The sequence below is a fragment of the Streptomyces sp. genome (assembly GCF_035645055.1).
In the GTDB taxonomy this organism is placed as follows: domain Bacteria; phylum Actinomycetota; class Actinomycetes; order Streptomycetales; family Streptomycetaceae; genus Streptomyces.
This window is the reverse complement of the sequence record NZ_DASQNH010000065.1, coordinates 109598-124343: the sequence shown is the minus strand read 5'-3', so window position 1 is coordinate 124343 and position 14746 is coordinate 109598. Positions and strand designations below refer to the sequence as shown.

Sequence of the window (14746 nt, the reverse complement as noted above, 5' to 3'; positions counted from 1 at the left end):
CTCGTTCAGCGGCCCTGGTAGCCGACCGCGCCGGCGCCGTATCCCACGAGTGCCGCGAAGCGTTCCCGGTTCTGCTGGTACTGCAGGTAGAGGCCGCCCGCCTTGTGCTGGTGGCCGACGTCGTCGACGGTGAGGATCCGGACGGTCAGCGTCACCCGCGCCCGGATCGGGGTGAGTTCGCCGTCGTACGTCTCCTCCGTCACGTCGAGGTCCAGCACCCGCACCGGCAGCACCCGGTGCGGGCCGAGCACCAGCACCGGCAGCGGCCCCTGCACCGGGGCGATCTCGAGCATTCCGCGGGCGGCGAGGTCGTTCTGCTGGGTGAGCTGGGCGGCCGTGGGGCACACCGCGCTCTCCAGCGCGGACAGCATCCCGAACAGCCCGCTGCCGGCGGGTGGCGCGCCGCCCGGGGCCCCGGCGATCTGGTCGGTGGCGTCGAACTCCGCGTCGATCCGGAACGTCTCCCGGGGCGGGCCCTGGAGTCGCAGTGCCTCCAGCCGGTCCCCGGCGTCGGCTCCGATGCCCCGGGGCCGCACGGTGCGGGTGATGGTGTCGGGGTTGTACTGGAAGGGCACGACCCGGAGCACCGAGCCCTGCTCGGGGTCGAGGAAGACGAAGCCGCCGCGGCGCGGCGCGGGTGTGGTCATGACGAACGCTCACCTGCCTCCGGCGCGGTGGTTCCCGGCACGGTGGTTCCCGGCGCGGTGGTTCCCGGCGGGACGGTCTCGTGGGGGACGGCTTCTCGTGGGGCGGCTTCCCGTGGGGTGGTTTCCCGTGGGGTGGTTTCCCGTGAGGCGGCGTCCCGTGGGATGGTTTGCGCCGCGGCGGCCGCGCGCGGGACGGCTTCCCGCCGCCGTTCGCGCAGTGCCGCGTGGACGGCACGGGCGATGTGCCGGGCGAGGTCGGTGATGTGGGGGTCCGCCGGTACGGCCGGACGCCCGGCCACCGCCGATGCGTGGCCGAGCAGGACGGCCAGTTCGGCCTCGACGGCCGCGCACAGTGCCGCCCGCGACGGCCGGACGCGGGCGTCCAGTTCCAGCCGCCGGATGCGCAGTTCGACCCGGGTGCCCGTCATGTGATCACCACCGCCGTGTCGGCGTCGAAGTGCTCGGCCGGCCCGTCGGTCAGCGGACTGTCCACCCCGTCGACGCGCAGCCGCAGCGGATACCGGCCCGGCCGCGCGGCCGCCACCCGGAACCGCAGCTTTCGGGTGGCCCGCGCGAACGGCTCGGCGGGCACCGGCTGATCCGCCACCAGCAGCTCGGCCCGTTGACCGGGACGGACCGCCGGAGCGCACTCCACGGTGAGCACCACACCCCCCGAGCGGTCCCGCGCGGCGGTGAGCGGCAGGGCGCCGGTGATGCGGGGCGCGATGTGGAGGGGCCTGGGACCGGTGGTGCGTTCGCTTCCGTCCGGCGCGGTGAGCACCACGACCGCCGACCAGCGCCCCGCGCCGTGCTCCTCGCCCAGGGTCGCGTGGACGGTGCCGCCGCCGTCGGCGCGGGCGGGCAGCACCACCGGACCGCCGAGCAGCGGATGCGTCAGGCGCACACTGGGCGTCCCCGCCCCGAGCCCCGTGCCGCTCAGCACCAGCTCGGCGCCGGGCGCGGCCACCGCGGGCCGGACGGCATGCAGCGCCGGCCACGGAACGGTGGTCCACGGCATCGCCTCCGGCCCGCGCCCGGAGTCCCCGCGCCGCAGCACCGGCAGCGGTGTACGGCCCGGTGTGGCGCTGTCGATGAGCACGACCCTGGCCTCGTAGGCCGCCGACAGCCGGTAGGTGTGGCCCAGTGCCTCCCACAGGCGGTACAGCTCGCCGGGCGCGGGCTCCGCGGGGGTGATCCGCACCGCCTCCGGCTGCAGATGCAGATCGCTGAACCCCGCGGCCGCCTTCAGCTCGGCGGACCGCAGCACCGGCCTGGCGTGCAACGCCGACATCGCCGCGCCGAGCAGCCGTTCGGGGAGCGTGGAGTCCTCGGCGTCGGCGGCGTACCCGGTGAGCAGATAGTGCAGCACGAGGGGCAGCGCGGGGTGCCGGGTCTCGCCCGGATGGGTGCCGACGGGGTCCGCGTTGCGCCAGGCGCCGTCGACCGCCGTGCGGTAGAGGAACACGTTCAGCGCGGCGGCGGTGCCGGCTTCGACACCGGCCCGCTCCGGATGACGCGCCGTCACCGCCGCGCCGGGCACGGCACTTTCCACGGCCTCCTGGAGCACGGCTCGCAACGTCTCGGTCACCGCCGCGATGGCGAGCGCGTCACTCACGACCGCCTCCCGAGGTAGTCCTCAAGGCTGAGCGCCGGGCGACGCGAGGGCGCGGGGGGCTCGTCCGGCGGTGACGCGGCGGTCGTGTGCACCACCAAACGGTCGATGGTGACGCGGATGACGGTCTCCGGGGTGGCCGGGGGGCTTGGTCGGGGGGAGGCGGTGGGTGCTGGGGGCGTTGGCGGCGTTGGGGGCCTTGGCGGCGTTGCCGGTGTCGGCGGCGTTGTTGTCGTTGCGGCTTTTGGTGGCGTTGCCGGTGTTGGTTTTGCGGGTGTTGTTGTTACGGGTGTTGTTGTTACGGGCGTTGGGGGTGGTGGAGTAAGCCGGGTGGGGAGACGTCCGGGGTCGTGAGGGAGGACGCGGGGCGCTCGCTGCGCGTGCTGTGCGGTGGGGGACTCGGGGCGCCGGGCTGGGGGCTTCGGGCCTGGGGACGAGGGCTTGGCGGGTGCGGCGCGGCCCTTGGGGGAAGAACCGGAAGTTCTCCGGACCGTGGTCGGATGCTGCGGCGCGGGGGCCGAGGTGCGCGGCGGGGCCGGCGAGGACTCCGGCACCGGGGACGGATCGACGGACTCCGGCGGCACGTAAGGGGTTGGTGGCTGTGCTCGGGTCTGCCCGGGCCCGGGCATGGGGGGCGGCGACGACAGGTCTCGGGCCGAGGGTTGCGCCGCTGGGGCTGCCGACGGCGGGGTGGAGATACGTCGGTGGGGAGCGGAGGCATTCGGCGGCAGGTCGGCGGCGGGGGTACGGCCACTCGTGGGCGTGGCCGGGGGCTTCGGCGACGGGGCGATGGGGTGGAGGGGCGGGGTGGAGACCGTCGGCGTCGTCGCACGCTCCGAGAGACGCCGCACGGCCGCGTCTGCGTGCGGCACGCCGCCGGACTCGCGCGGCGCCGCGGGGCCGACCGGCGATACACCGCCGGACGTACGTGACACAGCTGGGGCGTGCGTCGACGTGCCCTCGGACCGACGCAGCACTCGCGAGCCGCCCGAGGCATCCGGTGATACGTCCCCGGGCTCGCCCTGCGCCGCCGAGGCGTCCGGCGACATCCCGTCAGCCTCGCGCGGCGCACGCGAGACGATCGGTGCCCCCTCTTCCGGATTCCGCCCCAGGGCCGGGCTTCCCGGCGAGAGCACCTCGGGCTCCCGCAACACAGCCGAACCGCGCGACGACGGGCCCTCAAGGCCCCGCGACGCGGATGCGCTCCGCGCCGACCCGCGTTCCGGCTCGCGCGGCACCACTCTGCTCTCCGCCGACGGTTCCGCGGGCTCCCGCGCCTCAGCCGACCGCCGCGACACCACATCCTCCGGCTCGCGCCGCATCGTCGGATCCGCCTCCCCCAGCTCCCGTGCGTGAGACGGACGCCCCCAGGCCACCCGCTGCGGCTCTCCCGCCCCAGGTGAGTGCTCGGGTGAGAGGCCCACGGCCACCGGCGGCTCAGCGGCACTGCCTCTCTTCGGCTCCCGGGCGGGCTCGGCCGGTTCACCGACGCGGCTCGGCGCGGAACCGTGAGTCTGCCGCTCCGGGGCAGGGCCGGGCCCGGTCGGCAGCGGACCAGGACCGTGCGGTGCGGAGGCCGAGCCGCCGGGCACCGGATGAGAGGAAACTGAGGAATCAGAGGAAGCACAGGAAGCAGAGGAAGCCTTGGATGAGGCATCCGTGGCTTCCGCCAACGCACCGGCGCAATCCCCGGACACCACTCCCCGGCCACCAGCCGAAGCCCCAGACCTGCCCCTCGAACGACCGGGCGGCGAAGCCTCGGAAGGCCCGACGACCACCCCTGAACCGTCCACCCCTGATCCGCCCACCCCTGAACCGTCCACCCCTGATCCGCTCACCGCAGGCTCCGAACCCTTCGGGCGTCCTCGTTGTGCCGCACGCCGGTCAGGCAGCGGCGTCGCGGGGGCCGTAACAGCGCACTCGGGTGCGGGACCGGCCGAAGGCGCCGCTTCGCCGGGCGGGACCACCTCAGGTGTGCGCGCGTCCGGACGACGGTGGCCGGTCGAGCCAACGGCGCCCCCGTCCGCCGACCTGACACGACGACCCCGATGCCGATCACGAGCATCGCGGACTTCCTGAACACCCCGGCCGGAAACGCCCCCGCCCACCGGCGTGGCTTCCACTCCCGCGCCGGTCGTCACATGGCGCTCCGCGCCCGAACCCGCCGAGCGCTCGGACCTCCCCCGCGAGTCCGGCCCTGCCGCCTCCACCGCGACACCTACGGCATGACCCGGCCCGCCCGGGTCCTCTTCGCCCGCCCTGCTCCCGCCACGCACCGGCCCTGGACCGGCCACCGCGGGCGCCCCCTCAGCCTCCGCACGCGCCCCCTCCAGCGCCTCCCCCGCCTCCCCCGACTCTTCCGCCTCGTCCGACTCTTCCGCCTCCTCCGACTCTTCCGCCTCCCTCGGCTCCACTGCCTCCTCCGACTCCCCTGGCGGAGCCTGCGCAACGACGCGCTCCCCACCCCCCGGCAACCGCGGTGCGTCCGGGTCGAAGACGTTGGGGGTCAGCGGCCGGAGCCACGGTCCGGGGGCCCCGAGCAGCCGGGACACGAAGTCAGTCATCCAGCGCTCGCCTCCAGGTAGAAGCGCCGCCGGAGCGGACCGACCGCCAGCACCTCGGCCTCCGACCAGCCGTACGCCCGCGCCAGCGCGTGCACTTCGTGCAGCAGCCGCTGCGCGTAGCCGCACACATCGGCCCACAGGTGGTCGGCGATGTCGAGCGGGGCCTGCCAGCGGTGCGCGCACTGGGGACAGTCGAGGGTGAACACCGGGTCGGCGCCGGGGTCGAGGCCGGGCAGCCGACGGGCGATGTCCTCCAGGACCTCGTCCGGCACCTCGTCGGCGGGCGGGCTGACGCCGAGCACGCAGCGGCGCAGCAGTTGCCGGCGAGCCCGGGGCGCGGTGGGGTCGACGGCCTGTACGTCCCGCGCGGTGAGCGCGCGGAAGGTGATCTCCATGCCGTGGGCGGTGAGGGTGGCGACGGCGGGCTCGGTCCGTCCGCCGGGCCCCGCCTCCCCGGTCCGCCCGGCCCCCAGTGCCCGCAGCTCGTCCGTGGAGACGGTGACGTCGAGGCTCTCGCCGCACCGCGGGCAGTCGGTGACGCAGGGCAGCAGGTCACCGAACGCACCGGACCGGAGGTGCAGCAGCAGCGCGTTGAGCGTGCTGAGCGGCAGGTCGGCGACGTCCCGGCCGGACGGTGCCGCCATGGAGGCGAGCAGCACGGCCCGGCCGGCCGGCGTGCTGCCGAGGCCGCTCTCCCACACGTCGAGGACGTTCGTCTCCGTCAGCGCCCACGGCACGGGTCATCACCCTGCGATGTCGGTGAACTGGGGCTCCTCCGGCGGGTTGGTCTTCTCCCGCACCCAGCCGTGGTGCTCGATCCTGATGCGTTCGAAGGCGACTCCGGGGGATCCGGCGTCGAGTTCGGGTAGGCCCTGGTACTCCGAGACCCAGGCCTCGCGGACGGAGTAGGACAGCACCTGCTGGCCGCCTTCGTCGAAGACGTCGATGATGAGGTCCCGGCGGAAGTCCTTGAGTGAGGTCTCCAGGCCGCCGGAGGAGTTGCGCAGGCTCCAGATGCGGTTGGCCCACTCCTCGAAGGCGGTGTCGACGGTGATCCCGCGTTCCAGGGTGATGGCCTCGTACTCGGTGCGGCCCGGCAGTTTGCGGCTGGTGCCGGGGTCGCCGCCGTCGCGGTGCAGGATGACCTCGGTCGTTCTTCTCAGGCCGCTGACCTTGCTGATTCCGGCGATATGGGCGGTCTCTCCGCTGAACTTCACCTTGAAGCGGAAGTTCTTGAAGGGGTCCCGGCGCGTCACTTCCGGCATCGTCGTCCTCCTAGACCTGGATCTGGCCGGCGAGCTGCTGGATGTGGACGATCACGAACTCGGCGGGTTTCAGCGGGGCGAAGCCGACGTGGATGTTGACGATCCCGCGGTCGATGTCGTTCTGCGGGTTGGTCTCCTTGTCGCACTTGACCAGGTAGGCCTCCTGGGGGGTGCGGCCCTGGAAGGCGCCCGCGCGGTACAGCGAGTTCATGAAGGCGCCGACGTTGAGGCGGATGGACGCCCACAGCGGCTCGTCGTTGGGCTCGAACACCACCCAGTGCGTGCCCCGGAACAGGCTCTCCTCGATGAAGAGCGCGAGGCGGCGCACCGGCAGGTACTTCCATTCGTCGGCGAGCCGGTCGGCTCCGCGCAGGGTGCGCGCTCCCCAGGCGACCGGGCCCGCGGCGGGCAGCCGGCGCAGACAGTTGATGCCGAGCGGGTTGAGCCGCCCGATCTCCAGGTCGGTCAGCGACACTTCGAGGTCGCTGACGCCGGTGAGCGAGGCGTCGGTGCCCGCGGGCGCCTTCCACACCCCGCGCTGGACGTCGGTGCGGGCCAGCACCCCGGCCATGACACCGGACGGCGGGAAGGCACGCAGCGCGCCCTGGCGCAGGGGGTCCGGAGCGAGCACCTGGGGGTAGTAGACGGCGGCGTTCTTGCCGGGGTCCCCCAGTTCGAGTTCCTTGGCGCGGCCGACCACGGCGCCGACAGCGTCGACGGCGCCGGATCCGCCGCCGGACTGCGGGGCGGTCCAGGTCGGCGGCGGGTCGACGAGGAGGATGGCGCGCCGGTCGATGCACAGCTCCAGCGCGGCGTCCCGGAGCGTCCTCACATTGCCGCCCTCGCCCTTGGCCGCCAGTTGCTCGTCGAGCCAGTGGGCGTCGGGCAGGCACAGGATGTTGAAGATGTCCGTCTTCAGCAGCTGGTACAGGCCGGTCTTGGCGGCGACGTCGCCCTGGTAGGCACGCGGATCGAGGGGCCGTTCGTCCTCGTCGGCCCCCCGGCCGGAGTCGGCGGGGGCGTAGTAGAGCGGCTGGCCGCCCGCGGTCCCTTCCAGGCTCAGGGAGAACGGGTCGGCTCCGGCGTCGACCGGCGCGTTCTGCGGGGGCACCGTGTCGATCGGGCTGTGCGGGTCGACGCGGACGAGCCGGGAGGTCTCCAGCAGGTCGGCGAGGTTGCGGGGGCTGTCCGGCCGGACGCTGACGTTGAGGTAGCGCTCTTCGGCGCCGGTCTCCATGTCACGGATGGTCAGGTTGAACAGTTCCCGCCGGTCCCTGGCGACGTCCGGCCCTTCGGAGGTGTCGTAGTCCACCCGGGCCCGCAGGTTGTGTCCCCAGCGCCCCGGGGAGGCGGCCACCAGGCCGGGCGGGGCGGGGCGGCCCCGGCCGCCCGGCCGGTCGGCACCGGTCGCTTCTCCACCGCCCCGGCCGCGTTTCTTCTCCTCGGCCGGGGGTGCCGTCTCGGTTCCCTCGCCCTCGCCGGCGTTCTCGCCGCCTTCGCCCTCGCGCGCGGGTGCTCCCGCGCCGCGGGCGGGTTCCTTGCCGGACGGCGTCGTGCCGAGCGGCAGCCGGACGGGCTTGTCACCGTCCTTCACCACCCGGACGATCTCGGCCTCGCTGCCGCCGTTCAGGTAGAACTGGTAGACGGCATAGCTCATGGGGCAGTTGGCCTGCAGTCCGCCGAAGGCGGCCTCGTAGTCGGCCCAGCCCGTGATGTGCACGGGCCGGTCGACCGGGCCGCGCGGCGCGTAGCCGACGAAGGCGGCCACCGAGGTGGGCACGCCCGTGATCGTCCGGACGGAACTCTTGACCTCGTCGATGTAGACGCCCGGATAGGTGACGTTCACCGGCATGCCAGCCTCTTCTCTCCACGCCGAACTGAAGAACGCTGCTCGCGGTCCGTGATCACCGTAGGCAGACGAGGCGCGGTACGGCGCTCTGGAGAGCGGTGGGGCTGCTTCGATCAGGTGACGGAAGTCGGCTGATCAGACCGGACGGGGGCGGCCGGGCACTCAGGAGCCGCCGAGGAAGCTGAGCCGTACCTGCCGGTTCGGGTTGTCGCGGTTGGTGTCCACCAGGCACACCGACTGCCAGGTGCCCAGTTCCAGTCGACCGTCCAGCACGGGCAGGGTGGCGTGCGGCGGGACGATGGCCGGCAGGACGTGGTCGCGGCCGTGGCCGGGGCTGCCGTGGCGGTGCTGCCAGCGGTCGTCGGCGGGAAGCAGGGTGTGCAGTGCGGTGAGCAGGTCGTCGTCGCTGCCCGCGCCGGTCTCGATGACGGCGATGCCGGCGGTGGCGTGCGGGACGAAGACGTTGAGGAGGCCGTCGCGCCCGGCGGCCGCCTCCCGGAGGAAGGCCTCGCAGTCGCGGGTGAGGTCGACGACGGTCTCCTCGGAGCCGGAGGCGATGTGCAGCACTCGGGTGGTGAACGCATCTGACATGCCCCCCATCCTTACCCATCCCGTCCGCCGCCGTGGTCGCGCCGTCCCGCCACCGTGGTCGCGAGGCACCTGGGAAGATCCATGACCACGCCACTGTTGGTAGAAGCGTGAACAGCACACGCGAGGTCGAGGTAGTCGTCGTAGGGGCCGGTCAGGCCGGGCTGGCCGCCGCCTTTCACCTGCGCCGCACCGGTTTCGAGCCGGATCGCGACTTCGTGGTGCTGGACCGATCCCCCGCCCCGGGGGGTGCCTGGCAGTTCCGGTGGCCGTCCCTGACGTACGGCAAGGTGCACGGGATGCACGCGCTGCCGGGCATGGAGCTGACCGGGGCGGATCCGGCGCGGCCGTCGTCGGAGGTGATCGCCGAGTACTTCACGGCCTACGAGCGGGCCTTCGGCCTGCGGGTACGGCGGCCCGTCGGCGTGCGGGCCGTCCGGGAGGGGCGGGACGGGCGGCTGCTGGTGGAGACCTCGGCGGGGACCTGGGCGACCCGGGCGCTGATCAACGCGACCGGCACCTGGGACCGGCCCTTCTGGCCGCGCTATCCCGGGCAGGAGTCCTTCCGAGGGCGGCAGCTGCACACCGCGCAGTACCCGGGGCCCGAGGAGTTCGCCGGGCAGCGGGTGATCGTGGTGGGCGGGGGCGCCTCCGGGACCCAGCATCTGCTGGAGATCGCGCCGTACGCGGCGGCCACCACCTGGGTGACGCGCCGGCCGCCGGTCTTCCGGGAGGGGCCGTTCGACGAGGAGGCGGGGCGCGCGGCGGTCGCGCTCGTGGAGGAGCGGGTGCGGCGGGGGCTGCCGCCGAAGAGCGTGGTGTCGGTCACCGGGCTGCCGCTGAACGACGCGATCCGGCAGGGGCTGGCGGACGGGGTCCTGGACCGGCGGCCGATGTTCGACCGGATCACCCCGGAGGGCGTCGAGTGGGCGGACGGGCAGCACGTGGAAGCGGATGTGATCCTCTGGGCGACCGGGTTCCGGGCCGCGATCGACCATCTGGCGCCGCTGAGGCTGCGCGAGCCGGGTGGCGGCATCCGGGTGGAGGGGACGCGCGCGGCAGCGGATCCGCGGATCCATCTCGTGGGCTACGGCCCGTCGGCGAGCACGATCGGCGCCAACCGGGCCGGCCGGGCGGCCGTACGGGACATCAGGCGCCTGCTGGCCGGGGAGCCGGTGGCGGCGTGATGTCCCGTACGGTCAGCGCCGGGGGCTCTGGCTCTTCTGCTGGGCGTTGAACTCGGCCACGTTGCGCTGGTGCTCGGCGTAGTCGGCGGTGAAGCGGGTGTCGCCCGGCTTGACCGTGACGAAGTACAGCCAGTCGCCCGGCGTCGGGCTGATCGCGGCGCGCACCGCCTCCTCGCCCGGGTTGTCGATCGGCGTGGGCGGCAGGCCCATGCGCTGGTACGAGTTGTAGGGGCTGTCGATGCGGGTGTCGTCCAGCGTGGTCTTCAGCGTGGCGCGGTTCAGCGCGTAGTTGATGGTGGAGTCCATCTGGAGCGGCATGCCGCGCTCCAGCCGGTTGAAGATCACCCGGGCGACCTTGCCCATGTCGGCCTTGGTGGCGGCCTCGGCCTGGACGATGCTGGCGATGGTGACGGCCTGGTAGACGTTCATCGCGTTGCGCTGGGCGCCGGCGGCGATCGGGGCGCCGTTGAACCTCTTGTTCGCGGTGTCGACCATCGCCGTCAGCAGCGCCTCGGGGGTGGTGTTCTCGGCCAGCGGATACGTCGCCGGGAAGAGATAGCCCTCCGGGTTGCCCTCGGCGTCGATCGGCAGCTTCAGATTGGCCTTGTCCAGGGACTTCCTGGTGGTTCCCGGGGGCAGTTCGAGGGCCTTGTCGACGGCCGCGTAGATCTGGGAGGCGCGCCAGCCCTCGGGGATGACCAGGGTCGTGGGCTTCTTGGGCTCCTCGTCCTCGAGGGTCAGCAGCGGCACCGCCACGGCGGTGCCGGCCACGACGGCTCCGGTCGCGATGAGAGCCACGCGGCCCCGGCGCGTCAGTCGAATCGTGCTCCGTGGCGGAGTGTTCATCTGCATGCGGGCACGGTAACCCGCATACCCCTACAAACCCGGCATATCTTCATCTCGTCGGCTCCAGTCGGGCGTCCCGGCGCACCAGCGCGGCGTAGCGCCCCTGGAGCGCCAGCAGCTCCTCGTGCGTACCCCGCTCCACCGCGCGCCCGGAGTCGAGGACCACGATCTGGTCGGCACCCCGGACCGTGGACAGCCGGTGCGCGATGGTGAGCGTGGTGCGGCCCGCGGAGAGCGCGTCGATCGCCTGCTGCACCGCGTGCTCGGTTCCGGTGTCCAGGGCACTGGTCGCCTCGTCGAGGATGAGCACCGGCGGATCGCGCAGGATGGTCCGGGCGATGGCCAGGCGCTGCTTCTCACCGCCGGAGAAGCGGTGGCCGCGCTCGCCGACGACCGTGTCGTACCCGTCGGGCAGGCCCGCGATGTGGTCGTGGATCTGGGCCGCGCGGGCCGCCGCGTGCAACTCCTCGTCGGTGGCGTCGGGCTTGGCGAAGCGCAGGTTGTCGGCGACGGTCGCGTGGAAGAGATACGTCTCCTGGGAGACCACTCCCACCGCGCGGGCGAGGGTGTCGAAGTCCAGGTCGCGCACATCGACGCCGTCGAGGGTGACCCGGCCGCCCGTCACGTCGTACAGCCGCGGCACCAGATAGCCCAGCGTGGACTTGCCCGCGCCGGTCGGGCCGACGATCGCGAGACTGCCGCCGGCCGGCACGGTGAGGTCGACGCCGTCGAGGACGGGGGCGCCCTGGCCGTCGTAGCGGAACTCGACGTTCTCGAACCGGACCTCGCCCTCGACCTTGCCGAGGCGGACCGGGCGTTCCCGCTCGGTGATGTCTGTCGGCAGGTCGAGATACTCGAAGATGCGCTGGAAGAGCGCCAGCGAGGTCTGGAGCTGCACACCGGTGCCGAGCAGGCTCACGGTCGGGCGGAACAGGCCCTGCTGGAGGGAGACGAACGCGACGATCGTACCGAGGGAGACGTCGGGTCCGCCGAGGGCCAGGGCGAGACCGGCCGTCCAGTAGATGACGGCGGGCAGCGCGGCCATGACGATCGTGATGACCGCCATCCGCCAGCGGCCCGCCATGTTCGCGCGGACCTCCAGGTCGACCAGGCGCTCGGACTCGTCGGCGAACGTCTTCGTGAGCGACTCGGCGCGGCCCATGGTGCGGCCGAGCAGGATGCCGCTGACCGACAGCGACTCGGTGACCGTGGCGGCCATCGTCGCCATCTGCTTCTGGCGCTGGGTGGTGATCCTGCGGCGTTCGTTGCCGACGCGGCGGCTGATCCACACGAAGACCGGCAGCAGGAGCAGCGAGACCACGGTCAGCCGCCAGTCGAGGGCCAGCATCGCGACGATCGTCGCGATGACTCCGGTGAGGTTGGAGACCAGCGAGGTGGCCGTGGAGGTGACGGTGGCCTGCATCCCTCCGATGTCGTTGGCGATGCGGGACTGGACCTCGCCGGTGCGGGTGCGGGTGAAGAAGGCCAGGGACATGCGCTGGAGGCGGCCGTAGACCGCGGTGCGCAGATCGTGCATGACGCGCTGGCCGACGGTGGTGGAGATCAGGGTCTGCAGCACGCCGAAGACGCTGGTGAGGACGGCGCTCAGGATCATGCCGAGGGCCAGCAGGGTGAGCAGGCCGGTGCGCCGCTCGGGGATCGCGACGTCGAGGATCGCCTTCAGCAGGAACGGGGTGGCCACCGAGACCACCGAGGAGGCGCCGACCAGGAGGCCGACGACGGCGAGACGGCCGCGGTAGGGGCGGAAGAGCGCGAGGATGCGACGCACCTGCCGGGGCTGCTCCTCGGCGTCGGCGGGTGGGCTCCAGACGGGGTCGTGGTCGGGGTGCATGGGCTCCTACGGAGGTGGGCGGCGGGCGGGAGGACCGGGGAGGCGACGGCTTCCCGCCGGGGACGATGGAGGATCGTAGCTCATTGTTACCTACACTCACAATGAACGGTGTCCTGATATTGTTCCCGCATGACCACCCCCGATCCGGACGCCCTGCTCGCCGAGCAGCTGCTGCGGCTCACCCGCCGGGTGCACCGCATCCAGAAGCGCCATCTGGAGCAGCGCGGACTGGGCATCACCCCCGCCCAGTCCCGGCTGCTGCGCACCCTCGCGCACTACGGCTCGCCGCCCCGCATGGCCGATCTCGCCGAGCGCCTGGAGGTCGTACCGCGGGCCGTGACCACGCTGGTCGACGGGCTCGAGGCGAGCGGGAAGGTGCGCCGGGTGCCGGATCCGGCGAACCGGCGGGTGATCCGCATAGAACTGACCCCCGACGGCCGCACCGCGCTGCGGCGGCTGCGCGGAGTACGGCGGTCGGCGGCGAACGAGATCCTGGCACCGCTGACGGAGGATCAGCGGCGGCTGCTGGGCGGGTTGCTGGACACGCTGGTGGACGGGGCCGGCGAGCGGTCCTGCTGAGACCTTTCGCGGGCGCGGGTCACGCCCCCCGGCAGCGCAGCCGGTCCTCGACGAGCACGCCCTGCACGGTCGTGAGCGTGCGGTCATGGCACCCGGACGCACCCGCTTCGGATCCGGACAGCCGGTAGCGCTCGCGCGTCGTGCCGACCGCGCGCCGCTCGTCGCGCGGGACGTTCACGGTGTAGGTGGCGTCGCCCGTGTAAGTGTCGTCGAGCCGCGACCAGGCGGTGCGCCGGCCGTCCCGCGTGGTGACGGCGACGGCCCGGTCGCCCAGCGTCAGCACCGTGCGCAGCCGGTCCGCCGCGCCGAGGGTGGTGGTGCCGTCCATCGTGTACGTCCGGTGGGTACGCGTCGTGCGGGCCGGTCCCTGCCCGCTCACGGTGACCGCTTCCGTGTCGGTCCACTCGGCGTCGAGCGCGTCCGTGGTCTCCTCGTCGGTCCAGCGGTGCGCGGAGGCGTGCGCGAGGGCCCGGCTGACGGTGGTGGTGACCCGGCCGTGCGAGGTCTCGACGTATCCGGAGACCGTCAGACGGTGGGCGGCCTCGGTGTCCACCCGGTGCTCCTCCTTCTCCGAACGCGGCGTGTACGTCGAGGAGTTCGCCGGGACGCCCTCCCGGTGGCCGGTGAGCGCGCCGGGGACGTGTGCGCGCCTCTCGTCCTGCCAGACCAGGACGTTGACGGGCGCGCCCCAGCCGGGACGGCCCTCGGGCACGCCGGTCACGGAGACCTCGATCCGGTGCGGGCGGCCGTCGTTGAGGAGTCCGGCGAACGGGGTCAGGTCGTAGGTGATCGGCTTGATGTCGAAGGCGCGCGGGCCCGGAACGACGTACCAGAGGAAGGGGTTGGACCAGCCGCCGGTCCAGACCGTCGGGAACGGCGTGGCGATTCCGGCCAGTCGTCCGTCGACCCGGAGCTGGACCTCGCGGTAGGGGCCGTCGTCGGCCCGGCAGGAGTACGGCGCGATGGAGGGCACCGTGAGATACCAGTACTCCTCGCAGCCGCCTCCGGAGCCGGTGGCGTACACCTCGGCGACGATGCGCTCGCTGTTGCGCGGGGTGGTGAGGGTCGTTCCGTCGGTGAGGGTGAGGACGCGGTCGGGGGTGCGGACGCGGTCGGAGGTGAGGACGCGGTCGGAGGTGGGCGCGCCGGTCGGGCGGCCGGCCGCGTAGAAGGTGAGGGTGGTCTTGACGTCGATGACGCCCGTGTAGGTGTCGTCGACGACGTTCCCGATGAGCATCTCGACCTCCTGGGCGCGGCGGAAGGTGTCGCTGTAGCGGGTGACGTCCTTCTCGACGGACCACTCGATGCCGTCCGGTGAAGGCTGCGGGGTCGAGGTGCGGAGAATCTCGACCCCGCCGACCTGGAGATGGCCCAGGCGGTCGTACTGGCGGCCCTTGACCTTGCCGTCGAGGCGCAGTACGACCCTGCTCCAGCTCTCGCCGCAGCCGTCCGGCGGGGTGTAGGTGCCGCGGTAAGGGGTGAAGTCGCGGAATTTCGCCTCGGCGAGGGTCACTTGGCAGGACTCGGTGTCCGGCCTGGGGACGGGCGGGGCGGCGGTGACCGGATCGTGCCAGTCGGTGCCGAACTCGGCGGGGACATCGGCCGCTTGGGCGGGGCCCGCTCCGAGCAGGGCGCCGGCGAGGAGGGTCGCTCCCGAGAGCCCGGTGAGCATGGACATGATGAGACGGTTTCTCATGGCGGGTTTCTACGGGGGTTCCGCGACCGGCGCAATGAGGCATCCCCGGCCGCCCCCTGCC

The 14746-nt window shown here is 73.1% G+C and carries 12 protein-coding genes; 2 read left to right on the top strand and 10 right to left on the bottom strand.

Translation table 11 applies throughout. From position 1 onward, the window contains the following. Positions 1–5 precede the first annotated feature (5 nt). The 7 genes from VE614_RS22290 to VE614_RS22260 form a co-directional block, all read right to left on the bottom strand. Complete coding sequence (locus VE614_RS22290) at positions 6–647, bottom strand: hypothetical protein (RefSeq protein WP_324939922.1); 642 nt, start codon at positions 645–647, stop codon at positions 6–8. Then, on the bottom strand, positions 644–1075 hold the full coding sequence (locus tag VE614_RS22285; RefSeq protein ID WP_324939919.1) for a hypothetical protein: 432 nt from the start codon (positions 1073–1075) through the stop codon (positions 644–646). The genes VE614_RS22290 and VE614_RS22285 overlap by 4 nt, the downstream gene beginning before the upstream one ends. Next, a complete protein-coding gene (locus VE614_RS22280; protein WP_324939916.1) occupies positions 1072–2262 on the bottom strand; it encodes a DUF4255 domain-containing protein in 1191 nt (396 codons plus the stop codon). Before VE614_RS22280 ends, VE614_RS22285 begins: the two co-directional genes overlap by 4 nt. A 2557-nt stretch (positions 2263–4819) precedes the next feature. After that, positions 4820–5560 (bottom strand): hypothetical protein, encoded by a 741-nt coding sequence (locus VE614_RS22275; protein ID WP_324939913.1) that lies wholly within the window; start codon positions 5558–5560, stop codon positions 4820–4822. Positions 5561–5566: 6 nt separating this feature from the next. After that, positions 5567–6088 carry a phage tail protein gene (locus VE614_RS22270; protein WP_324939910.1) on the bottom strand — a complete coding sequence of 174 codons (522 nt, stop codon included), beginning with the start codon at positions 6086–6088 and terminating at the stop codon, positions 5567–5569. 10 nt (positions 6089–6098) lie between these two features. After that, complete coding sequence (locus VE614_RS22265; RefSeq protein WP_324939907.1) at positions 6099–7940, bottom strand: phage tail sheath family protein; 1842 nt, start codon at positions 7938–7940, stop codon at positions 6099–6101. Between the two features lie 159 nt (positions 7941–8099). After that, on the bottom strand, positions 8100–8528 hold the full coding sequence (locus VE614_RS22260) for a secondary thiamine-phosphate synthase enzyme YjbQ (RefSeq protein ID WP_324939904.1): 429 nt from the start codon (positions 8526–8528) through the stop codon (positions 8100–8102). A gap of 107 nt (positions 8529–8635) precedes the next feature. Here VE614_RS22260 and VE614_RS22255 point away from each other — a divergent pair, with 107 nt between their 5' ends. Next, entirely contained in the window at positions 8636–9712 is a 1077-nt protein-coding gene (locus tag VE614_RS22255) for an NAD(P)-binding domain-containing protein (protein WP_324939901.1), read from the top strand. A gap of 12 nt (positions 9713–9724) precedes the next feature. Here VE614_RS22255 and mltG read toward each other — a convergent pair whose 3' ends face one another. Together mltG and VE614_RS22245 are read right to left on the bottom strand one after the other, a co-directional pair. Further along, on the bottom strand, positions 9725–10564 hold the full coding sequence (gene mltG, locus VE614_RS22250) for an endolytic transglycosylase MltG (protein WP_324939898.1): 840 nt from the start codon (positions 10562–10564) through the stop codon (positions 9725–9727). A 43-nt stretch (positions 10565–10607) separates the two neighbouring features. Beyond that, positions 10608–12410, bottom strand: a complete 1803-nt coding sequence (locus VE614_RS22245; protein WP_324939895.1) for an ABC transporter ATP-binding protein — start codon at positions 12408–12410, stop codon at positions 10608–10610. A gap of 129 nt (positions 12411–12539) precedes the next feature. Here VE614_RS22245 and VE614_RS22240 point away from each other — a divergent pair, with 129 nt between their 5' ends. Continuing rightward, a complete protein-coding gene (locus VE614_RS22240; RefSeq protein ID WP_324939892.1) occupies positions 12540–12989 on the top strand; it encodes a MarR family transcriptional regulator in 450 nt (149 codons plus the stop codon). A 19-nt stretch (positions 12990–13008) separates the two neighbouring features. Here VE614_RS22240 and VE614_RS22235 read toward each other — a convergent pair whose 3' ends face one another. Then, positions 13009–14685, bottom strand: a complete 1677-nt coding sequence (locus VE614_RS22235) for a peptide-N4-asparagine amidase (RefSeq protein WP_324939889.1) — start codon at positions 14683–14685, stop codon at positions 13009–13011. Between the last annotated feature and the right edge of the window lie 61 nt (positions 14686–14746).